The organism is Shewanella sp. A32 (assembly GCF_029167175.1).
Lineage (GTDB): Bacteria > Pseudomonadota > Gammaproteobacteria > Enterobacterales > Shewanellaceae > Shewanella > Shewanella yunxiaonensis.
Window position 1 is genome coordinate 99686 of record NZ_JARFTS010000006.1, and the last position, 21698, is coordinate 121383.

At 49.7% G+C, this 21698-nt stretch carries 19 protein-coding genes; 11 read left to right on the forward strand and 8 right to left on the reverse strand.

Annotated features, from left to right (window positions below; all coding sequences use genetic code 11):
• The first annotated feature begins 92 nt into the window (after window positions 1-92).
• The 4 genes from PY479_RS06870 (at window position 93) to PY479_RS06885 (ending at window position 3384) form a co-directional block, all read left to right on the forward strand.
• On the forward strand, window positions 93-626 hold the full coding sequence (locus tag PY479_RS06870; RefSeq protein ID WP_275483301.1) for a winged helix-turn-helix domain-containing protein: 534 nt from the start codon (window positions 93-95) through the stop codon (window positions 624-626).
• A gap of 237 nt (window positions 627-863) precedes the next feature.
• Window positions 864-1337, forward strand: a complete 474-nt coding sequence (locus PY479_RS06875; protein WP_212594243.1) for a hypothetical protein — start codon at window positions 864-866, stop codon at window positions 1335-1337.
• Window positions 1330-1830 carry a hypothetical protein gene (locus tag PY479_RS06880; protein ID WP_212594242.1) on the forward strand — a complete coding sequence of 167 codons (501 nt, stop codon included), beginning with the start codon at window positions 1330-1332 and terminating at the stop codon, window positions 1828-1830. The genes PY479_RS06875 and PY479_RS06880 overlap by 8 nt, the downstream gene beginning before the upstream one ends.
• Before the next feature lie 93 nt (window positions 1831-1923).
• Window positions 1924-3384, forward strand: coding sequence for a hypothetical protein (locus PY479_RS06885; protein ID WP_275483302.1), 1461 nt, complete (start codon window positions 1924-1926; stop codon window positions 3382-3384).
• Between the two features lie 26 nt (window positions 3385-3410).
• Here the strand turns inward: PY479_RS06885 and PY479_RS06890 are convergent, their stop codons facing one another.
• The 7 genes from PY479_RS06890 to PY479_RS06920 all read right to left on the reverse strand — a co-directional run bounded on the left by PY479_RS06890 (window position 3411) and on the right by PY479_RS06920 (window position 13365).
• On the reverse strand, window positions 3411-5624 hold the full coding sequence (locus PY479_RS06890; RefSeq protein WP_275483303.1) for a PAS domain-containing protein: 2214 nt from the start codon (window positions 5622-5624) through the stop codon (window positions 3411-3413).
• Between the two features lie 77 nt (window positions 5625-5701).
• Window positions 5702-6316, reverse strand: a complete 615-nt coding sequence (locus PY479_RS06895; RefSeq protein WP_275483304.1) for a TatD family nuclease-associated radical SAM protein — start codon at window positions 6314-6316, stop codon at window positions 5702-5704.
• A gap of 88 nt (window positions 6317-6404) precedes the next feature.
• Entirely contained in the window at window positions 6405-6764 is a 360-nt protein-coding gene (locus tag PY479_RS06900; RefSeq protein WP_212594240.1) for a VOC family protein, read from the reverse strand.
• Between the two features lie 56 nt (window positions 6765-6820).
• Window positions 6821-9967 carry an efflux RND transporter permease subunit gene (locus PY479_RS06905; RefSeq protein WP_212594239.1) on the reverse strand — a complete coding sequence of 1049 codons (3147 nt, stop codon included), beginning with the start codon at window positions 9965-9967 and terminating at the stop codon, window positions 6821-6823.
• Window positions 9967-11178: an efflux RND transporter periplasmic adaptor subunit gene (locus PY479_RS06910; RefSeq protein ID WP_275483305.1), complete on the reverse strand. Its 1212-nt coding sequence runs from the start codon at window positions 11176-11178 to the stop codon at window positions 9967-9969. The genes PY479_RS06905 and PY479_RS06910 overlap by 1 nt, the downstream gene beginning before the upstream one ends.
• Window positions 11179-11352: 174 nt before the next feature.
• Window positions 11353-12579, reverse strand: a complete 1227-nt coding sequence (srmB, locus tag PY479_RS06915) for an ATP-dependent RNA helicase SrmB (protein ID WP_212594237.1) — start codon at window positions 12577-12579, stop codon at window positions 11353-11355.
• A gap of 81 nt (window positions 12580-12660) precedes the next feature.
• Window positions 12661-13365: a methyltransferase gene (locus tag PY479_RS06920; protein WP_275483306.1), complete on the reverse strand. Its 705-nt coding sequence runs from the start codon at window positions 13363-13365 to the stop codon at window positions 12661-12663.
• A 396-nt stretch (window positions 13366-13761) separates the two neighbouring features.
• Here PY479_RS06920 and brnQ point away from each other — a divergent pair, with 396 nt between their 5' ends.
• From brnQ to PY479_RS06950, 6 genes are all read left to right on the forward strand, one after another.
• Entirely contained in the window at window positions 13762-15156 is a 1395-nt protein-coding gene (brnQ, locus tag PY479_RS06925) for a branched-chain amino acid transport system II carrier protein (RefSeq protein ID WP_275483307.1), read from the forward strand.
• Between the two features lie 65 nt (window positions 15157-15221).
• On the forward strand, window positions 15222-16130 hold the full coding sequence (gene xerD, locus PY479_RS06930; RefSeq protein WP_275483308.1) for a site-specific tyrosine recombinase XerD: 909 nt from the start codon (window positions 15222-15224) through the stop codon (window positions 16128-16130).
• Window positions 16131-16227: 97 nt separating this feature from the next.
• On the forward strand, window positions 16228-16944 hold the full coding sequence (gene dsbC, locus PY479_RS06935; protein WP_212594233.1) for a bifunctional protein-disulfide isomerase/oxidoreductase DsbC: 717 nt from the start codon (window positions 16228-16230) through the stop codon (window positions 16942-16944).
• A gap of 88 nt (window positions 16945-17032) precedes the next feature.
• Window positions 17033-18757 carry a single-stranded-DNA-specific exonuclease RecJ gene (recJ, locus tag PY479_RS06940; RefSeq protein WP_275483309.1) on the forward strand — a complete coding sequence of 575 codons (1725 nt, stop codon included), beginning with the start codon at window positions 17033-17035 and terminating at the stop codon, window positions 18755-18757.
• Window positions 18758-18963: 206 nt separating this feature from the next.
• The gene (locus tag PY479_RS06945; RefSeq protein WP_212594231.1) at window positions 18964-19509 is read left to right on the forward strand and encodes a hypothetical protein; all 546 of its coding nucleotides are present in this window, start codon (window positions 18964-18966) and stop codon (window positions 19507-19509) included.
• A complete protein-coding gene (locus PY479_RS06950; RefSeq protein ID WP_212594230.1) occupies window positions 19506-19817 on the forward strand; it encodes a cupin domain-containing protein in 312 nt (103 codons plus the stop codon). Before PY479_RS06945 ends, PY479_RS06950 begins: the two co-directional genes overlap by 4 nt.
• A gap of 85 nt (window positions 19818-19902) precedes the next feature.
• Here the strand turns inward: PY479_RS06950 and rpiA are convergent, their stop codons facing one another.
• Entirely contained in the window at window positions 19903-20559 is a 657-nt protein-coding gene (rpiA, locus tag PY479_RS06955) for a ribose-5-phosphate isomerase RpiA (RefSeq protein ID WP_212594229.1), read from the reverse strand.
• Window positions 20560-20728: 169 nt separating this feature from the next.
• On the opposite strand from rpiA, the gene PY479_RS06960 reads away from it, so the two are divergent.
• A complete protein-coding gene (locus PY479_RS06960) occupies window positions 20729-21679 on the forward strand; it encodes a DUF808 domain-containing protein (protein ID WP_275483310.1) in 951 nt (316 codons plus the stop codon).
• Window positions 21680-21698: the final 19 nt, after the last annotated feature.

The window sequence follows — 21698 nt, forward strand, 5'->3', positions numbered from 1 at the left end:
TTCTCAGTCAAAGTCTGCGGCGCCGTGCTGGATCTCTCAGTTTCGGCGCCGTTGCTCTTTATAATCACTGCAATGATATTGGCAGGTGATTTATGCAACTCGGTAATTATTGGTATTCGGCACAATTAGGTGAACTGCAGGCATTAGTGGGGGATGTTCATAAACGGCTGAGTGTTGCTGAACGGCGTATTTTGGCTGAACTGATCCAGCAACGGGATAAAGTCGTGTCCAGGTTTCAGTTGTTGCAAATACTGGGGCATCCTAATGAGCAGCTGCTGGATCGCAGTATCCAACGCTTGCAACAAAAGCTGGATGATGTCCGTGGGGTGTTGCTGCAAAAGGTCGCGAGTGAAGGATTTATTTTGCATCAACATGTCAAGACTCAGCTTCGTGCTAGCTGGTTTGGTGGGTTACCCATTTCTTGGAATCATTACTGCACTATCATTTTGGTCACTTTGCTGGCAGTCACGATGCTTTGGCATCAGTTGCCGGTGCAATTGCCATTATGGTGGCCGCAGACTTCTGCGTTATGGCTGCATTCCGGCACTGAGTTGCAGGACGCCATGCTGCTGTTATTTGCACATAGCGATCATCAATGCCACTTATTATCAGCGCTAAATCAATAAATTCAGCGCGTCTCGAGGCTCACAACTTCTGCTAAAGCTAGTGCCAGTCAACATAAATTTCCAAGCTTTGGCGTGGATCACTATTTCGCAAATTGATCACTAAAATCCATCATTTGAGGTTACGACGATCACAGTACCAGTAGTTATCACTGCCTATACTGATCGCCAATGGCAAAAACCTTTATCGGGTGCCTTTGCCAGAACATTGTGTTGCTAATGGAAACGAATCAGAAATTTATGCTTAATTCACTGTCACAGTCGCAGCCGAACAAATATATGCTGCGCGAGCAAATCAATCCGGCACCACGTTTGGTGATGGTGGTTGTGTTGCTGTTGCTGATGCTCAGTATTAGTGTCTATTTCATCAAGAAGTTTCCGGTGAGCGATGCGGTCTTGCCGTTGGCTCAGCAGACTGTAACCCTGACGTCCGGACAATCGATTATGCTGTTGCAGTTTGCCGATTCCAGAGTGAATAACCACCTGTTGCAGTCGGCTGCAGATACGGTTTCCGCAGCGCTGATGCAGTGCCATAAATCGTCATGGGAACAGGTTTACCTGTCAATATCGCTGGAAAAGAAGATATTGAACATTACCCTCAAAGGGGAACGTAATGGTCGGTTGATATTACGCAACATCAAAGCCGGAGATAGTGGCCGGCAGATGGGATTTATCAATCAACAGTGGCTTGAAGAGGTTCATCTCTGTGACTAAAGCCTGGCCTTGGCTGCTGCTGGCGTTAATAGCATTGGTTGCTGTCGCTAACGGCTTTTATAGTGGCCAACATAAAGCGCGGCAATTGCTGCTCAATTGCAGTTCTGAACTTTATGACCATGATGAGCAACAACAGAGCAAATATTTTCTGTTGTTAGATTTACAGGCAACTGGGCACGATGCGCTGATCAACTATCGCTACTTCAACACCAATGGTTCACCTGCTGGCAGTGTCCTGCTGCGCGGACAGATTACCAGAGGTGCCGCCGGGGTGAACTACCAGATTGCGGTCAATGACAAACAAGAACAGCAGGGTGACGGACCGACTCCGGAGCACATGCGATTCCTGTCATATATCACCGATGTTAATCTTAAAAAGCACGCAGTCCACAAGATGACCTTAGAAGTGCTGGATGCAGACGATAAGCAGCATTTTGCCGCCATCAGAGTTCAGCCCGGTAATGGGGTTTACGCTTGTCGCCTGCAACAATGATCCTTCCTATCGCGCGCTAAACCCGCTATTCTCTTCCAGTCTTGTTAAACTAGCATAATGATTCCTAAGCATTTTGTGGGGAAATAATCCAGCGTGTCCAAATTACGCATCAAGCAGGAAGAACAACTTTCGATCAAATTCAGCCATCTGTTAGGGGTCGGTGAACGGCGTAAGCTTGATCTGTACTTTTCATTGCCCAAAGAGATGGGTATTGGCCCGCAGAGTCTGAATGAAGAGGAATATTACTTCAGTGCTGTGTTAGGACGACGCTCCTATTATTCAGAAGGGCTGCATCTGCCGCTGGTGCAATCTCGCTTCATCAGTCAGAAAAAGCGCACGCTGGAAGAATATCGCTTGTATATGAATCTGTTCGCCTACCAATTTGTGGTGGCGATGGAAAACGATGCTAAAGAGCTTTCTCGCCAACAGGATGTGCAGCAGTTTTATCGGGATCTCAACGAACTGACGGTCCATTGTGCCACCTTACTGCGGCGTTTCCGACGCAATGCTCCGGCGGATACGAAATGGAAGCATTACTTTGAAAATGCGGATAATTATCTGTCATGGTTTTGCCAGCAGCAATTGCTGAAGCTGTTGGCTGATGCTGCCCAAGATGAGCAGTATCAGCACATCCGTGACAAGGTATTGTCTTTGTGTCACATGGAGCAACATCACCGCGAAAACCACAAATACAACTCGTCACAAACCATGAAAGAGCCTAACCGCATCGCTAACAAGATGCTGTTGCTCAGACGCTTAATCCAGCAGGGGGTTGTGCTTAAAGAGGAGTTAAAACCCTTAGGTGTTGGCTTGAAGAAGCTGACAACGGGGGTGGCAACTGCCTTGGTGATGTTGGTGGTGTCATCGTTAATTATTAAGGCTCAAGGCGTATTTAACGGTGTGACCATGGTGATGGTACTGGTATTGGCCTTAATCTACGGCGCCCGTGAAATTTTCAAGGATGATGTTCGTAATGCCATGTGGCGTTATGTGCAGCGCGGTCGCCCACGCTGGAGCCGAATCTTGCGTGACACCACCACGCAGAACTTGATTGCACGTCAGCTGGTCTGGCTCGAATTTATGCGCCAGAAAGATCTCCCTGAGGCGGTACAAGAGATTTTGCGGCAACGTCACAGCCAGAATAAAGTCGAAGCAGAAATTCTGCATTATGGTATCAGCACCAAAGTGGAAGATACGGATTTCCTCTCGGGTTATAACACCATACAAGAGCAGGTGGTGTTCAGTCTGGTGCCGTTTGCCCGCTATCTGGAACGCGGTAAAGATAAGATTTATTCCGAGCAGGACGGCACGATTTCGTCTGAAGCGGTCGAGCGGCGTTATCAGATAAATCTGGTCGTGGTGTGCCGTAAGGAAAAGCAGCCGCCACAATACGCGCGTTTTAAAATCACGATGAATTGGTCGCAGATTGTCGATTTGAGTATGAGCGAGATCCCCGATACTTTGCCGATAATTGATGAGCTAGTGGACGAAGCGACGCTGCCAGCGGCAACCACCCGGCTGGATGACAGCACAACGCCACGAGAGCTGAGTTAGCCGGCTGGTTTCGTCCCCGTTTGCGTTTATGCCTGGCGGGTAAACGCCTGACAGATATTGCGTTCGCCGCTTTGTTTGGCGCGCTTGAGCGCCACTTCAGCATTTTTGAGAAACTGCTGTAGCGATTGTCCTGCCACATAAGCGGCGATGCCAATACAAACGCCATTCGCAAGACCATGTTGTCCAAGGTTTTCCAGTACTTGAGCCGCAAAATGGTGACTGGCAGTGGCATCCGTATTGGGTAATAACACCGCAATTTTACCGAGTTGTAGGTTGGCTATCTGGTAACCCCGCGGTAAGTCCGCCAGTACTTGCGTTTCCACCTGTTGCTGGCGAGTTTCCAGCGATTCAATTTCGCTCATATGACTCAATAACGCTTCCGGACTGATATCCAGCACCATCAGACAGCTATGTTGCTGTTCCTGTGGCGACATGGCGTTAAAAAAGTTGTCCAAATCATCCGGCTCAGGCATCACTTTGATGCGATGAGGGATTTTAGGCCCGGGAAGTTCACGGATGTTGCTCGCGCGCTCCAGCGTACAGATCAGATAACTCAGTTCGCCATCACTGTCCTGGTAACTCTTGAGGGTTGCCTGTAAACACCCGGGTCGTTTATCTTGGCAAAGGATCTGCCCTTGCCATAAACCATGTGTGGCAACTGACTGCATAATGCGCGGCCATTGCTTATCCAAGTCGTTCTGCAGCAATTCTGTGAGTGTATGTTCGAGATTACCATCCAGTTGCAGCATCTGGTCAAAAGCTTCATTGACCCGAACTAAATTGCCTTTAGGGGTCAGCAGCGCAGTGGCTACCGCTGAGTCACTCAGCAGTTGATTGAGAAAAGCGTCCTGCCGCACCTGTTTGAGCTCACTGATATCCTCAAAGGAGATGAGCGCATAGCCATCGCTGCCTTGACCGATAATGCGGATATTGAAATGCAACACCATGTTATCCAGCGCCTGCAATTGCACTTCGCCTTGCCATACCTTGTTTTGTTGCAACTGATGCCGCACATCGTCATACCATTGTTGCTCCTGCTCCAATAATTTTTGCAGACTCCGATTCTCAATATCTTGCTGGCGCTGTTTCAAAATGGTGGCAGCAGTGTCGTTGGCACACACTATGCGGCCCGAGTCATTGATCAGCAAACAGCCGTAATCGGCACGGAACAGTCCATCGGCGAGGCGAATGCTGCCCAACCGAGCTCGTTGTTCCAATCGGAACAGATGGATAAGTAAGATGGTCAGCGCCGCCAGTAGCGTCACTATCACCGAGGTGACGAGCAGAATATTACGCCATTGTGCAAAACGTTCACTGATGTCTTCATTGCGAATATACGACAGTAGCAGGTAGTCGGCGTCATGTTGGCTGGCGGAGGCTAATGAAATTTTCAAATAGACAAACGATGCCAAAGCCCCATGAAACTCGCCAAAATTATTGTTTGCTAGATCACGCCACAACAATGGATAACTTTGCCGCAGGCTACTACCAAGGGTATCCGGGATACCCGGTAAGGGGTCCAGATTGGAGGCGCCTGCATAGAGTTGTCCCTGATTGTCGAGCAACAACATGGGTGAATCGTTACTGGAAAACGCGGGTTTGATCGATTGCAACATCTGACTCAGCGAGTTGTAGGTGACCAGGTAACCCCGAACGCTCTGATCTGCATTTTCCAACCACGCCATCTGCATGACATAGGGTTCAAGTCGGTCATCTACCGGCGCAAACTCTACATTAGAGGTATAGATATCATCCCCGCCCATACTCTGCGTGCTATCGAGCAAGGCTTTTGAGAGCGGTGTGTTACTGAAATTACCACTGCTGGCCAGACGGAATTTACCGTTAGCGTCATACAAGGCAATATCCATCAGTTCTGGGATATTGCTTTTCAGGCTTTGCCAGCTTTGAAGCAGATGCTGTTCTTCCTGATGGCCGGGGCTATTGAGAAAGTGCTTAAGTGGTTCAGCACGGGAAAACATCTGTGTACGAAATTGCTGAAATGAGATTTTATCGGCCAGCAATGTGCCAATCGTCTGTAGCTCGCTGTATCGCTGCACTGCCCATTCTTTCTGCACCTGACGTTCGCCTAATGTGATCAACACATTGGTGATCAGAAATACGGTGATGACCAGCATGCTCAGCTGGCTGGCTATTGCCAGTAACCGTTGGCGGGACCAGTGGACTCCTCGGAGATGGAACAGTAACCGTGTGTCCGTAGAAGCGGGGCTTTTTTTCAACATCAAACTACTTGGACTGCGACTGTAATTGAAGGGTATGTTAACACGAAAAAAGTTAACAGCCAGTCCTGCTTAGCGTATCAGCCCACCAGACCCAGGTGCCGGTGTTTAAAACCACAACCAGCAGCATCGACAATCGCTCGGCAGGCGGCGATATCCACGCCTTCCAAGCCATCAATTGCCGACACCTGTACGTCGGCAATGTACTGTGGGGCCAAGCGAATAAAGTCATTTACTGCCTGCCAGCTGCCTTTTAGTTTAGGCATACAATGTTGCAAGTAAAGTTGTTCATTTTGTGCATTAAGTGACACGGATAAGGCATCCACACACTGACTGAGTTCCGGCAGAATATTACGGCGATGAAACAGATTGCCCAGACCATCGGTATTGACGCGTACTCTGCCGCCACGCTGTTTGATCTCAGTTGCTACAGTCAGCAATGTTGCCAGATTGAGGGTGGGTTCACCGTAGCCGCAAAAAACGTACTCTGCATACTGATGGACATCACCAAGTAACGGGATAATTTCGTCAGCGGTTGGTTGATGATCGAGTGCCAGTTGATACTGGTGAACTTGCTTACTGCCATTATTTTTGGGGCAGAAACGACAGCGCAACGTGCAGCGTCCTGTAATGTTCAGGTAGCGGCTGTCGTGAATGTCATACACGAGGGTGGCAGCACTGGTCTGATTGGTCATAACGTTACATCATAAAAAGCAATGTTGGCAGTTTAGCCCAGTGACGCCGCAGGTAATGTCATGCAGATCAGAAAATTGCTTAGTGCTGTTAGTCAGCTGTTTCTGACCACACCGCAAATTCGTTACCGCTGGGTTCCAGAAAATGAAACCGATAACCGCCAGGAAACGAGAACAGCGGCTTAATCACTTTGCCGCCAGACGCTTCAATTTTGGCCTGAGTCGCGAGAATATCGCTACTGTAGAAAACCGGCAGTACCGCACCTTTATCGGTGGTTGATGCCAGGGGCGCGCGATAAAACCCACCATCCATGCCCGCGCCTTCAAATGCAGTGTAATCCGGCCCATAGTCAACAAAACGCCAGCCGAAAACGGCAGCAAAAAATGCTTTGGTAGCATCAGGTGCGACAGCGGGAAATTCAAGATAGTTAAGTTTCTCATGTGCAGGCATGGTGTCTCTCCAGATAACGACGAAAAAAATGCCAGTCACAAGGACTGGCATTTTACTCAGGATTTTTGTTCAGTCGTCTGCTGCTGAGTTTTATCCTGGGGTTTCCACCACCATACAAAGAAGCGACGGAAGATTCGTTTAAAGTCCTCAAGAATAATATAGAGCATCGGCACCAGAATGAGCGTCACTACGGTGGAGAACAGAATACCGAATGCCAGTGACACCGCCATGGGTATCACGATTTTAGCCTGCAGGCTCTTTTCCATAATAATTGGTACTAAGCCAACAAAGGTGGTCAGCGAGGTCAGGATGATTGCCCGGAAACGCTCACAACCGGAGTTGATGGCCGCTTTGAGGGTGGAATGTCCCTCTTCCCGGGCGCGGTTGACAAAGTCCACCAGGATCAATGAGTCGTTCACCACTACCCCCGCTAACGCCACAATACCGCACAAACTTAGCACGCTCATTGATAACCCCAGGATTAAGTGCCCGAACAGCGCACCAATCATACCAAACGGGATCACTGACATAATGATGAGCGGTTGACTATAGGACCGCAGCGGAACTGCCATTAAGGCATAGATGGTAAAGATGGCAAAGATAAAGCCTTTTACTAAACCGACAACCGCATCCTGTTCATCCTGACTGGCACCATCGAGGGTGGTGGAAATGTCAGGATATTTCTTCTGCAACTCAGGCAGGAATTTTTCCTGGATTTCACTGACAACCTTCGCTGGCTCCACTTTTTGCTTATTGGCATTGGCGGTGATGGTGATTGCGCGACGTCCGTTGACGCGGGTAATCGCATTATAGGACTCGCCAATATCGATAGATGCGACACTGCTGAATGGTACCGAGTTACCATTAGCGGTGCGGATCAGCATGTTTTCCAGATAACCCACGGTGCGTCGCTGGTCTTGCGGGTAACGCACCATTACTTTCACTTCTTCCTTATTTCGCAGAATACGCTGTGCTTCATACCCATAGAAACCGTAACGTACCTGCCGAGCCAGATCTGACAACGTTAAGCCTAGGGCTTCCGCTTCTGGGCGGATTTTCAGACGGATCTCGTGGCTACCGGAAGAGAAATTGTCAGTAATATCGTAGATCCCTTCATAGGTCCCCAACTTTTGTTTTAAGTCAGCCGCCGCCGCAGACAATTCCTGCAAATTTGAAGAGATCAGTCGGAACGAGATATCACCGCTGCTACCGTTGGTGCTGGCATTGATATTGAGGTTCTTCACCGCGACCAGATCCGGCAACTGTGCCCGCCAGGCATCTGCAATCGCGACGCCATCTACGGCACGGTCTTCCGCTTTAGTGAGTTCGGCAAAGATGAAGGCTGAGGTACGACTGTCCATATTGATGAAGCTGTGATTCACCACCGGATAGCCCAGCTCCTTTTCCATTTTGTCGTTCATGGCATACAGCGCGTCTTCCACCTGTTGGGTCACTTTCAGCGTGTTAGCTTCTGAACTGCCTTCATCCATTTCCAGTTGAACCTGAATAAAGTCGGAAGGGATATCCGGAAAGAAAACCCAGCGTACTTTGCCGGTGTATACCATGGCGATAGAGATCAGCAGAATTCCAATAAACACCGCGACCACGCTGTAACGGTGTGGGATCATCCGCTCCATAAAGTTACGGTAGCTGTGATTAATGAAATGCTGTACACGACTGTTAAACGCCTGCCGGAATCGTCCCATCCAGCCGGGTTTGCTGTGGCTTTGTTTCATATGTGCCAAATGTGCTGGCAAAATGAACTTGGATTCAATCAGTGAGAAACTCAGACACAAGGTCACGATCAGACCGATAGAGATCCAGATAATGCCCATCGGCCCGGGCACCATCAGCATTGGGATAAAGGCCGCAATGGTGGTTAACACGCCAAAGGTGGCCGGCATCGCGACTTTCTTGGCCCCACGGATCACGTTATCTACTGAGAAACCGTGCTCTTCCACTTCGGTATGGGCGCTTTCGCCGATAACGATCGCATCATCCACCACAATCCCAAGCACTAGGATAAAGGCGAATAGCGTGAGCATGTTGATGGACAGATTAAACGGTTCCAACGGCATTAGTGCCAGCGACCCGAGGAAGCACACCGGCAACCCCATCATGACCCAGAACGCTAGTTTGATATCGAGGAACAACGCCAGAATGATAAACACCAGCAAACCACCGTATAGCATGTTCGATAACATCATGCTAAGACGACCTTTAAGGTAGTGGGTCAGGTCGCCCCAATAATCCAGTTGGGCCCCTGCGGGCAGCGTTGCCTTGCGTTTAGCCACATAAGCCTTCACCTGATCGGCGATAGCAATCGCGTTCTGTTCGTCAATACTGGTCACTTCAATAATGGCCGCTGGCTTGCGGTCAAAACGGGTGTAATCCAGGCGCTCCTCAAAGCCATCTTTGATTTGTGCCACCATGGGTAACATAATACGACTGCCGTCGGCGCGAGTTTTGACCACAATTTTGGCAAAATCGTCAGCGGTGTAGGCTTGTCCCTTGGTACGTAGCAAAATGTCGCCGTCTTCCGCACGAATCGCACCACCTGGCAAATCCAGCGAGGAATTCTGCACGGCTTGGGCGACTTCAGTGAAGGTCAGACCGTATTCACGCATCTTGTCTTCAGAAACTTCAATGCCGATTTCATAGTTACGCACACCGGTTACCTTGGCTTGCGTTACTGCTGGCAGGTTGGTGATTTCATCGCGGATGGTTTTCGCGAGTTCTTTCATTTCATGCGGATCAAGGTCGCCATATACCGAAACCCAGATAACGTTGTTTTCAGGGCGAATGCGGTAAATGTTGGGCTTTTCGATGGCGGCAGGAAAGGTTGAGATTGCATCTACGCGCAGTTTAGCTTCGTCCAGTACGTCTTTCGGATCGTAGCCGTCCTGCACTTCAATGGTGACGTTACCGACGCCATCGCCGGCAACCGAGGTGATCTTTTTGATCCCCGGGACATCCCGCAGTGCTTCTTCAATCTTAATGGTGATCCCTTCTTCAATTTCCTGAGGTGCTGCACCAGGATAGGCCACCGAAATTCGCAGGTAATTCAGATCAAAAGTGGGAAACACTTCTTTATTGATTGTAAATGCGGACACCAGACCACTGATGATCAGTATCCACATCAGCAGGTTTGCCGCGACATTATTACGCGCAAACCAGGCAATGATTCCAGTTTCTTTTTCCATCAGCGTTCCCCAGCTTTCGCCAAACGCTGTGCGTCTTCAGCATCTTGCGGTTGATGGGACGAACCTTTGTTTTCATCACCGGCGACTTTGACTAGCTGTCCGGTACTCATGTTATTGAGGGTTGTCAGTGATACCCGCTCACCATCCTTGAGACCATCCTTGATATAGACGGAATCGAGGTCGGTGCGTACCACAGTCACTTTGCGCATTTCCACCTTGTTATCTGGGCCGATGACGGCTACCAAATTATTGCGCACCAGATAGCTGGGCAGTTTCACTACATCTTCAACGGTACGTCCCTGAATTGCTGCATCGACGAAACTTCCGAATTTCAGTGGCAACTGCCCAGGAGCGCGATATTGTCTTAAATAAGGATCTTTTACTTCCGCCACCAGGTACACCATGCGGTTATCGGGATCAATAACCCCTTCGCTGCGCACGATGGTGGCGCGCCAGTTAATGTTTTTACCGCCGAGTTGGGTGCTGAGCGTCACCTCTGTGAATGGATGATCGATAGATTCCAGATAGGCCAGATCTTTATTGGCCAGCGGCAACCTAACTTCAGCAATCGCGGTGTCATAGAGTTCGCCGAGCTCGGTACCTACGGATACATACTGACCCAAATCTACATTGCGACTGCGGACTAACCCGTCAAATGGAGCACGGATCACTGTGCGTTCCAGATTGCGCTTGGCGCGATCTACCGCTGCTTGCGCATATTTGACATTGGCCTGAGCTTCTTTCAGCTGCGGTACGCGCAACCCCAGATCCGGTGGCACACCTTTGAAATCTGCAAAATCCACTTTGGCCACTTTCCCGCGGGCAATCTCTTCGTCCAGCGCCGCTTTATTCTGCGCCAGTGTCGCTTCTGCTTGACGTAAATCAGCTTGATAATCAAAAGGTTCGATTACCGCTAGTTCATCACCGGCTCTCACCATGCCGCCCGCGACAAAACTCGGTGCGATAGTGACAATTCGACCTTTTACTTCGCTGACCAGTTGGGTTTTATATTTAGGATTAACGGTACCGTAGGAAGCCAGCGACAGTGACATGGTTTGTGGCTTCACTGTTTGCACATCCACAACGGGTATCGGCTTTTCTTCCGGTTTTTGCGGCGGCGTTTTCTTAGTGGCTAGCAAAACACCCACCACCAATACGGCAACCACTACGATAATGACGGGAGGGAGTACTCTTCTTAAAAAGATATTCATACGCTTTTTCTGTCCATACCGGCAGCGAGATCTGCGGCCTAAATTACCAGAGTCACTACAACCTATAAATGAGTTTTTGTAAAAAAAATGTGTCAAAAACTAACAGCATAGTGACAAGTAAGTGCCATCCTGGAAAAAAGGAACCTTAAGGTTCCTTTCGTTCTTGTTATATTATCATTTGCTAATTTTTTCTTTGTTTTTATTAGCTTTTTTCTTATCGGCCTTCTGCGGCTTCTTCTTAACGGGTATTTTGGCTTCTTTGTGCTTAGGACGCAGCTCATCAATGACGCGACGTTTCAGCTTCTGTTCGGTATAGCGCTCGATCTTACTGACGATCAGCATATCGTGGGCTTCCACCAACGAGATAGCGGTGCCTTTATTACCCGCACGGCCAGTACGTCCGATGCGATGCACATAAATATCGGCGGTGCGTGGCATATCGTAATTGATCACATGGGTGATACCTTCTACATCGATGCCGCGTGCGGCAACATCGGTCGCCAACAACACTTTGACTTCACCCTTGGTAAAGCGCCCCAGCGCCTGAAAGCGCTTTTTCTGTTCCATATCACCACGCATAAAGGCCGCCGGAATGCCCGCCTGCAACAGCTGGCCTTCAAGGCTGGCAACGATTTCACGGGTTTTGGCAAAGACAATCGCCCGGGAAACCTCTTCGCGCCGTAAGATATGACACAGCAACGCAAATTTATGATCTTTATCATCTGCCAGATGAAGCCACTGATGAATTTTGGCTTTTTCGCTGCGCGGTGGTTCGGCTTCAATAACCGCCGGGTCTTCTAGCAATTCGTTAGCAAAGTTGCGTACGCCATTACCTTCCAGCGTGGCAGAAAACAGCATGGTCTGTTTACGTTTCTGTGCCTCAATCACGATGGATTTGACCACTTGGGCAAAGCCCATATCCAACATACGGTCGGCTTCGTCAATGATCAGAATTTCCACTTCGGTGGCACTAAACAGCCCCTTATCGAGGTAATCCATCAAACGCCCAGGTGTGGCCACCATCAGGTCGATATTGCCACGCAGTGCTTGTTCCTGAGGACCATAAGGAACACCACCGGTGACAATGCCCATGGTCAGGTCGACATGTGTTGCTAAATGGCTGGCATAACGATGTACCTGACTTGCCAGTTCTCGTGTTGGGGTCAGCACCAGCACCCTTGCTTGTCCCGGGTAGCGCCGAGGGAAGTCCAGCAGATGTTGCAACGCTGGCAACAGGAAACTGGCGGTTTTGCCAGTACCGGTAGGCGCATGTGCTAACAGATCCCGCTGTTCCATAGCGACCGGGATAGTCAGTTGCTGAATTGTGGTAGGGGTTTTATGACCCATGTTTTTCAGGGATGCCAGCAGTTCTGGCTCCAACTCGAACTCTTCAAATTGCATGCAGGGGCTCTCAGTCATTATCGCGCGGCAGTATACCTGCTCAGCAGCGATCTTTATAGCATCGCGAGATAAGTTTAAGCATTAGAGTTTAAGATAAAAATCCTGGGTAAGTTGGCGCATCTTTGCAGAATATTGGCCATCTGTCTCCCGGATCCATAGTGGGCCAGACAACGGTAGGTTGGCGACTGTGTGCCAGCCAATGAGCAATAGGCAACGGTTGGGGCTTTTGTCGGGACGAGCACTCACTAACGTTTGTTGTAAGCACAATAACCCTTGCGATTGTAATTGTTGCCTCAGGGATTCGATGCTTGCGACAGGCAGGATCAGGCTGGCGACCCCTTCAGGTTGTAACAACCTGGCGATCGCTTGAGCCAGTTCGGTGAAATTCAGATGCTGTGTGTGTCGAGCGGCGGCGCGGCTCACCGAAGAGGATTTCGGGCCATGTTCAAAATAGGGGGGATTACACAGAATGTGGTCGTAGCCGCCGTCAATACCGTTAAATTGTTGAATACTGCTTTGATACAGATGCAGGCGATCACACCAACGGCTGGCACTAAAATTACCCTGACAAATAGTGGCCGCCTGAGCATCGAGTTCTACCGCATCAATAACCGCATCACTGCGCTGTGCTGCCATCAGGCTCAACAAGCCACTGCCGGCACCGATATCCAGTATATTTCTCGCCGCTTGTAATGGTGCCCAGGCACCTAGCAATACCCCATCCGTGCTGACCGGCATGCCGCAGCCGTTGTCATCGACTTGGAATTGTTTGAAGCTAAAACCCACGATTAATATCCTGAAACACAAAAATAGCAGCACCCCATTGTAAGTGGGCGGAATAATTTTGTCCTGCGTTCACTAAGATATCGGCCGCTTTTAGCGAAAAGTGCTGCGACTACCGAGTAAAAATAGTAAAGCTGCTGAGAGGATTTTTCTATGCTTGCTATTGCCCCTATCGGTCGGCTTTGGTAATAGTGGAAGCCGAAAACACCTATAGGTAAAAAATGCAGCATCAGATACAGAAGAAATCAGGCATTTGCTGTCGCTTTTTAGATGATGATGACTACAAGCACAGATACTGCACAATTTTTCTGAACCCATGATGGATACTCGCTGTAACTGATGTAATACCCTTTATAATCATAAAGTTAAATAAAAATATAATAAGTACAGAGGCAGATTGTGCAAGATAAACAATTGACCGTCGGTGATACCCTGGGCTTAGGTTTTATGACCTTTGCTTTCTTTTTAGGGGCAGGTAACCTGATTTTCCCACCATTCGCTGGCTATCAGGCGGGGGATCATAGTTACACCGCCATGCTGGGATTTTTGATCACGGCAGTTGGCTTACCACTTGCAGGACTGATTGCCGTTGCGAAGGCGAAAGGGCAGGTGATGCATATGTTGCCCGCTACTGCGGCTACGATATTTGCCTCAGCAATATATATCATTATCGGCCCCGCATTCGCTGCCCCGCGCACCAGTCTGGTGGCATTTGAAATTGGCGCACGGCCATTTCTATCGGATGTGGACAGCACTATCACTATTGCCGGGCTGGTTCTTAACAAAGCGCAACTCTATTTCACCGCTGGATTTTTCACCGTCGTCATGCTGCTGGCCGCTTTCCCGGGGCGATTGATGGACAGTGTGGGCAAGGTGCTGACGCCTATCCTCATTCTGCTACTGATTGCGTTGGCTTTGTCGGTTGTCAGTTTTATCGGTAATCCAATGCCAGAGGCCACTGGTGATTATCTGGCTCATCCGCTGAGTAAAGGTATTGTCGAAGGCTATAACACTATGGATACCTTAGCGTCGCTGATGTTTGGGGTGTTAATTATTGATCTGCTTCGACAAAAAGATATTCATGACACCACATTGCAAACCAAATATCTGGTGCGTGCCGCCTTTATTGCCGCCGCAGGATTGGCGTTTGTCTACGTTTCGCTGTTTATTCTGGGGGCTACCGCGGGTGATTTGGCAAAAGGTACTGCGAATGGTGGGCAGATCCTGACGAACTACGTCACTCATCAATTTGGTTATGCTGGTACTATCGCACTGTCTGCGGTAGTGAGTCTGGCATGCCTGACCACTGCGGTCGGGTTGGTCAGTGCCTGTTCCGATTTTTTCGGCACGATGATCCCCGGGGTGACCTATCGGATGTTGGTGGTGTTGCTGAGTGTGGTCTGTGCGGTTGTGGCTAACGTCGGACTGAGTCAATTAATCTCCATCAGTATTCCAGTGTTGATGATGGTGTATCCAGTGGCGATTGCACTGGTACTGGTAACCTTTGTGCATAATTGGTTCCGTAATCCTCGTCTGGCACACCGCGCCGCATTAACTGTCGCGCTGTTCTTCGGTATTTTTGATGGTTTGAAAGTCGCCGCGGCCTCATTAGCATCTTTCGATGTCAAATCTGAAAGCGCGGTGACTACCGCATTGGTCCATTTCGTTGAAAATGTCTCGCCGGTGCTCTCTAAAATGCCGCTGTATGATCAGGGAATGGCATGGCTGGTTCCCACCATGATTGTTGTGGTTGCCTGTTTCTTCGTCGGTAAGAAAGCGCCGATTGCTGCCTGATATGGCATCTGTGCGGTAGCGGCGTTATGCTGTAAGCCGTTACTGCATAGAGGATTTATGAATTCATGGCGCTTGCGCAATGCTATCGTCCAGAACCGCTGATTGAAGCTTTTCTGGATGATTTATGGTCCGTGAAGGGACTCAGTGATAATACCCTTAGCGCTTATCGCAGCGATCTGCAGCACTTTGATCAGTATCTGCAACTACGGCAGCTGTCCTTGCCATATGTTGGGCGCGAGGCCATTCAAGATTACCTTGGCTTGCGTTTCGACCAGGGGGTCGCCAGTACTTCCAGTGCCCGCCTACTCAGTAGTCTCAGACGTTTTTATGGCTTTCTGCTGACGCGTCAATTGATCAGTGAAGATCCGCTGGCGTTGATCGCTTCCCCCAAATTACCGCGAAAATTACCGGATACACTGAGTGAAGCCGATGTCGATGCGCTGCTGGCTGAGCCTGACGCTGCCGATACCGTAGAAGGGCGAGATAAGGCGATGCTGGAGTTGCTGTATGCCACCGGATTACGGGTGAGTGAACTGGTGGGCCTGACTCTGGAGCAGATGAGTTTACGTCAGGGACTGGTGCGGATCACCGGTAAAGGCGGTAAGGAGCGCTTAGTACCAATGGGCGAGCTGGCGATCACTGAGTTGGAGCGTTATTTACGTGAAAATCGGCCAGCGCTGCTGGAGTACGGGCAAAGTGATGTGGTGTTTCCGTCAAGTCGGGGGCGCATGATGACTCGTCAAACCTTCTGGTATCGCATTAAATTGTATGCACAGCGTGCAGGGATCAGCAAAGCCTTGTCTCCTCATACGCTGCGCCACGCATTTGCAACACATTTACTCAATCATGGCGCTGATTTAAGGGTGGTTCAACTGCTGTTAGGGCATAGCTCTCTATCAACCACGCAGATTTATACCCATGTAGCCAATGCCCGTTTGCAAGCCTTGCATGCTGCGCATCACCCACGGGGGTAATGGATTTGCTTTCTTAGGCACTTGGCTGTAACTTTCAACTTCTGAACAGGTCTGAATTGATATCAGCTGTTATGCAGACCCTAACCAAGGAATTTCCATGAAGTTAACCCGTACTCTTACACTGTGTTTGGCGTTAGCCGTTACGCCCTTAGTGCATGCCGCTTCCTCTGATCAGAACGCGCAATTAAAACAACGATTAACTAAAGTGCTGGGGATCAAGATCCAGTCACTTTCAGCGGCACCCATTCCTGGTCTGCTACAGGCCATTACCAGTCACGGCGTACTGTACGTAACCGAAGATGGCAGCAAATTGTTTCATGGCAATATCTACGATGTGAACAACGACATGGAAGATCTCACCGAAGCGGCAATGGCTGGCCCACGGTTGGAGATGTTGAAGCCGTTTGAGAGCAAGATGCTGGTTTACAAAGCCAAGAATGAAAAGCATGTGGTAACCGTATTTACTGATGTCACTTGTGGTTATTGCCGTAAGCTGCATAGCCAAATGGAGCAGTATAACGACTTAGGCATTACCATCCGCTATCTGGCTTATCCACGTCAGGGCGTACCTTCCGCAGTTGCTGATGAGATGGAATCGGTATGGTGTTCTAAAGATCCGAAACAAGCGATGAATGATGCCGAAGTTGGCAAAAAGGTGCTGCTTGCCAAATGCGATGCCGATATCGCTAGCCAGTATCAACTGGGCGAGCAGATGGGCGTGAATGGCACCCCATCCATGATCCTCAGTGATGGTACTATGGTGCCGGGTTACCTGCCGCCAAAGCAGTTGTTGCAAAGTATCGAGATGCACTAACAACCGTGCGAATACCCTCAAAAAGGCGAGCCAAATGCTCGCCTTTTTGTTATCGTGCCAGCAGCATTTTTAAGACAGCGAAGTCGCAGTGAATCAGAAAATTGTACGTCGTCCGAGGGTGGATGACAGCCATTTACCCGCCCATTTACCTCCATTACTCAAGCAGATTTACGCCAGTCGCGGGCTGGCGGCTGACGATTGTGAGTTGACGCTGACCCGCATGTTACGCCCCGAAACCATGCTGGGGTTGTCGCAGGCGGCAACGCTGTTAGCGGGGGCCATAATACAACAGCAACATGTCGTGATTGTGGGCGATTTCGATGCTGACGGTGCGACGTCTACCAGTGTCTGTTTATTAGCGTTACGTATGATGGGCGCTCAGCGGTGCAGTTTTCTGATCCCCAATCGTTTTGATTATGGTTATGGCTTGAGCCCCGAGATCGTTGCAGTCGCTGCGCGTCAGCACGCACAAGTGCTAGTGACGGTGGATAACGGTATTTCATCCATTGACGGCGTAGCCGCGGCAAAAGCAGCCGGTATGACCGTGATTATCACCGACCATCATCTGCCTGGGCAGCAATTACCCGATGCCGATGCCATCGTTAACCCTAATCAACCCGGCTGCACGTTCGCCTCCAAATCGATTGCGGGCGTTGGGGTGGCCTTCTATCTGATGACGGCGCTGCGGGCCGAACTTCGCGGCCGCGACTATTTCGCCGCAAACGGTCTAGCAATTCCAAATCTTGGACAACTGTTGGATCTAGTCGCTCTGGGGACTGTTGCCGATGTGGTCGCTCTGGATACCAATAATCGCATTATGGTTGAAGCGGGTATAAAACGCGTGCGCGCGGGGCTGTGTCGTCCCGGGATCACTGCCTTACTGGAAGTGGCTCGGCGCGAGCCACAACGATTAGTGGCGGCAGATTTTGGTTTTGCTGTTGGCCCCAGACTGAACGCCGCCGGACGCCTCGATGACATGGCGCTCGGTGTAGAAACGCTATTGTGTGACGACTTGTATCAAGCACGACGGATGGCTGCTGAACTGGATGGTCTTAACGCCGAACGCCGCGAGCTGGAAGCCGGCATGCAACAAGAAGCACTGCAATATATACGTACGCTGGATTTCGCGGAACAGCAGTTGCCCTGGGGGATTGCGCTTTATCAACCGGATTGGCATCAAGGGGTTATCGGCATTCTGGCCTCGCGCATCAAGGACCGATATCACCGGCCGGTTATCGCGTTTGCTGAAGCCTCAGACAGCGAAATAAAGGGGTCGGCGAGATCGATCAACGGCCTGCATATGCGTGACTTGCTTGAACTGATCAATAGTCGTCATCCAGGCTTGATCATCAAATTTGGTGGTCACGCGATGGCGGCGGGGATGACGCTGCCCAAGCATGCGTTCAGTGATTTTGCCAATGCGTTTGATGCTACCGTCCATGAACTGCTGGCAGCGGAAGATCTGCAAGGGCAATTGTGGTCGGATGGTGAATTACCAACTGAGTATTTCACGCTCGATACTGCCCAGCTACTGCGCGATGCCGGACCTTGGGGACAGGCATTTCCGGAACCTACTTTTGACGGTAATTTTCGGATTCTGCAGCAACGCTTAGTGGGCGAAAAACACCTCAAGCTGGTGTTGGAGTCTGAGTGTGGTTCGGTGATGGCTGATGCAATTGCATTTAATGTCGATTTGAACATCTGGCCTGATGCCACAATTCAACATGTGCACTTGCTTTATAAGCTCGATGTCAATGAGTTTCGGGGCAATATCTCGCTGCAGTTGTTAGTCGAACAGTTGGAACCGCTGTAAAAATTTAATCCGGATCAATAAAGACGCTTTTTTAACCGTGTTAATCGGACTGAGACCACAAAATTCAGCAATAATTCCTCACAGTACAGAAAACATGTAAATAATTTGTTTACGTCTTTACAACGCACGCAAGATCCTGTGTATTGTCTCAGGGGCGAGTTGACCGTGCGATCCCAAGACGGATCGTTGCGAGGAGATTAAAGTTAATGAAGTATTTGCTTGTGATGTTTGTGCTGTTATTGTCCGGCTGTTCCGCCGTTCCTTTTTCAACCCTGACCCATTTTGCCACTTTTGATGAACAGGATTTTGCCGCGCTGGATCCCAGTCAGATCCGGGCCCGTTTGGTGGTAGATGATTTCGTAAAATTAAAGGACATCACATTAAAAGCTCAGGTACGAGCTGCTGAAGGGGTACAACATCTGGAATTTCCGTTGAAGCTGGTCTCTAAAGAGATCCTGCCGATCCGTAAAAGCTGGATTTTTACGACTGAGGTACGTGCCCGTTATCAATATGAGCTGTCTCCTCAGGCCCAGCAAAGTTTCGCCAAATTACAGCAGGAATTGCTTAAAGGCAGCAAATATAACTGCGATGTGGACGTTGTATTTGATGAACACACTCAGCCGCGGCCTTTTAAATATAGCGTGAAGTTAATGCTGGATCCGGATAACGGCTATATCACGATGATTGATAATCGGGTGATGGATATCAGCAAGTCAGATCTGGCCTCTGGTAGTTCCGAGATGCTGCGGTGAACCTGTTTGCCGGGCTCCCTGGGCAACTGCTGAACGAACAGTTTGATGCAATATTACAGCGTCCAAATTTACGGATTGAGCGCATTTTGTCACAGGGGCAAGTGACGCCAACAGGACAGTGGTACGATCAGGATGAACATGAATGGGTGCTGGTGCTGCAAGGGGCTGGACGCATTCAGTATCAAGATGGCACTGAAGTGGTTCTCAACCGTGGTGACAGTCTGGATATTCCTGCGCATTGTCGTCACCGCGTTAGCTGGACTGAGCCTGAACAGTTAACTGTCTGGCTGGCCGTGTTTTATCGCTAATCAGCCGCCGTTATCAGTGTCGTGTTGCAACAAAAACAGCCACAAATTGTGGCTGTTTTGCTATGCGCTGCGAAAGTGTAGTGGGTTAGTTTTTAGTCACAACACCACTTTGTGTGCCTACCAGTACCGTGTCTGCGCCCCGGGCAGCAAACAGACCGACAGTGACCACTCCGACAATATTATTGATCTGCTTTTCCAGTGTTTTCGGATCAAGGATCTTCAGGTTATACACATCCAGAATGACATTACCGTTATCGGTGATCACCCCTTCGCGATATACCGGATCGCCACCCAGTTTTACCAGTTCACGCGCCACATAGGAACGTGCCATAGGGATCACTTCTACCGGTAATGGGAACGCACCTAGAATATCTACCTGCTTGCTTTCATCGACAATACACACGAACTTCTTCGCTACTGCTGCAACGATTTTTTCGCGGGTCAATGCGGCGCCACCGCCTTTGATCATTTCGTTGTGACCGTTGATCTCATCGGCACCATCGACATAAACCGAGAGTGAATCGACAGAATTCAGATCAAACACGGGGATACCAGCCGCTTTCAGACGTGCAGCAGAAGCTTCAGAGCTGGAGACCGCACCTTCAATATCAGCTTTCATGGTCGCCAGAGCATCGATAAAGTGGTTAACGGTAGAACCGGTGCCCACACCGACAATGCTGTCGGGTTCGACATATTTGAGCGCAGCCCAGCCGACCGCTTTTTTAAGTTCATCTTGGGTCATGTGTACAGTCCATTTGAAAGGGGAATGTTGCTGACGCCATTATAAACTGTCTGTCGCGGCTTTGCGGAAGCTTTTGCGCGTTAATACTGATTTTTACTGATTTGCAAACCGCCCTTGGGTAACATGAGCTGATTATTTTGATAAAAAACAACGCCAACAGGGAGCTGACATGGCTGGTGCAACACTACTGACACTGCTGGATGATATTGCCACTATTCTTGATGACGTGGCGGTGATGAGTAAAGTTGCTGCCAAGAAAACCGCTGGGATGCTGAGTGATGATTTAGCGCTCAACGCACAACAGGTGACCGGATTTAGTGCTGATCGCGAATTACCCGTGGTGTGGGCTGTCGCTAAAGGGTCGTTGCGTAATAAGGCTATTCTGGTTCCCGCGGCACTGCTTATCAGTGCCGTAGTGCCTTGGTTAATTTTGCCATTGTTGATGCTAGGTGGCTTGTTTCTAAGCTTTGAGGGCTTTGAAAAGGTCTGGCATAAGCTGACACATCGGGCTGAAAGCAGTGCGGACGAAGAAGCCAAGGCAGCCAAAGCGCTGGAACAGATTAAAGATCTGCAGGCATGGGAAGCGCGAAAAGTGAAAGGGGCAATCCGTACTGATTTTGTGCTGTCTGCGGAGATCATCGTACTGACACTGGGCATTGTGGCCGATAAAGTGTTTTTTACCCAACTGGCGACGCTGGTAGTTATTGCGGTCGTGATGACGGCGGGAGTGTATGGGGTCGTCGCTGCCATTGTTAAGTTAGATGATGTAGGGCTTTATCTCAGTCGTCGCAAAGGGCATTCAGTCTTTAGATCGCTGTTACGGCGTGTGGGTGTGACTTTGGTGAGTGCCGCACCAAAGCTGATGAAGTTGCTGACGGTTATTGGCACCATTGCAATGTTTTTGGTGGGGGGCGGCATCCTGGCTCATGGCATTGCGCCATTGGCGGCATTGGAACATCACCTGGCAGAAGCCGCTGCTGAAATTGCCACCATCGGGAGTCTATTGTCGCATCTGTTGCCATTGCTGCTACAGATTATCTATGGCCTGATCGCGGGGGCCATAGGGTTGATCGTGATAACCTTGCTAAGCCGGATACGAGCAAAATTTCGTGCTAAATAATTCCTCAAATAGCGCATAA

Excerpts from the sequence above, each read along its gene's own strand:
- PY479_RS06870 (WP_275483301.1), top strand. The coding sequence starts at position 93 with ATGCAACTCGGTAATTATTGGTATTCGGCACAATTAGGTGAACTGCAG.
- PY479_RS06875 (WP_212594243.1), top strand. The coding sequence starts at position 864 with ATGCTTAATTCACTGTCACAGTCGCAGCCGAACAAATATATGCTGCGC.
- PY479_RS06890 (WP_275483303.1), bottom strand. The coding sequence starts at position 5,624 with ATGTTGAAAAAAAGCCCCGCTTCTACGGACACACGGTTACTGTTCCAT.
- PY479_RS06895 (WP_275483304.1), bottom strand. The coding sequence starts at position 6,316 with ATGACCAATCAGACCAGTGCTGCCACCCTCGTGTATGACATTCACGAC.
- PY479_RS06900 (WP_212594240.1), bottom strand. The coding sequence starts at position 6,764 with ATGCCTGCACATGAGAAACTTAACTATCTTGAATTTCCCGCTGTCGCA.
- PY479_RS06905 (WP_212594239.1), bottom strand. The coding sequence starts at position 9,967 with ATGGAAAAAGAAACTGGAATCATTGCCTGGTTTGCGCGTAATAATGTC.
- PY479_RS06910 (WP_275483305.1), bottom strand. The coding sequence starts at position 11,178 with ATGAATATCTTTTTAAGAAGAGTACTCCCTCCCGTCATTATCGTAGTG.
- srmB (WP_212594237.1), bottom strand. The coding sequence starts at position 12,579 with ATGCAATTTGAAGAGTTCGAGTTGGAGCCAGAACTGCTGGCATCCCTG.
- xerD (WP_275483308.1), top strand. The coding sequence starts at position 15,222 with ATGGCGCTTGCGCAATGCTATCGTCCAGAACCGCTGATTGAAGCTTTT.
- dsbC (WP_212594233.1), top strand. The coding sequence starts at position 16,228 with ATGAAGTTAACCCGTACTCTTACACTGTGTTTGGCGTTAGCCGTTACG.
- PY479_RS06945 (WP_212594231.1), top strand. The coding sequence starts at position 18,964 with ATGAAGTATTTGCTTGTGATGTTTGTGCTGTTATTGTCCGGCTGTTCC.
- rpiA (WP_212594229.1), bottom strand. The coding sequence starts at position 20,559 with ATGACCCAAGATGAACTTAAAAAAGCGGTCGGCTGGGCTGCGCTCAAA.
- PY479_RS06960 (WP_275483310.1), top strand. The coding sequence starts at position 20,729 with ATGGCTGGTGCAACACTACTGACACTGCTGGATGATATTGCCACTATT.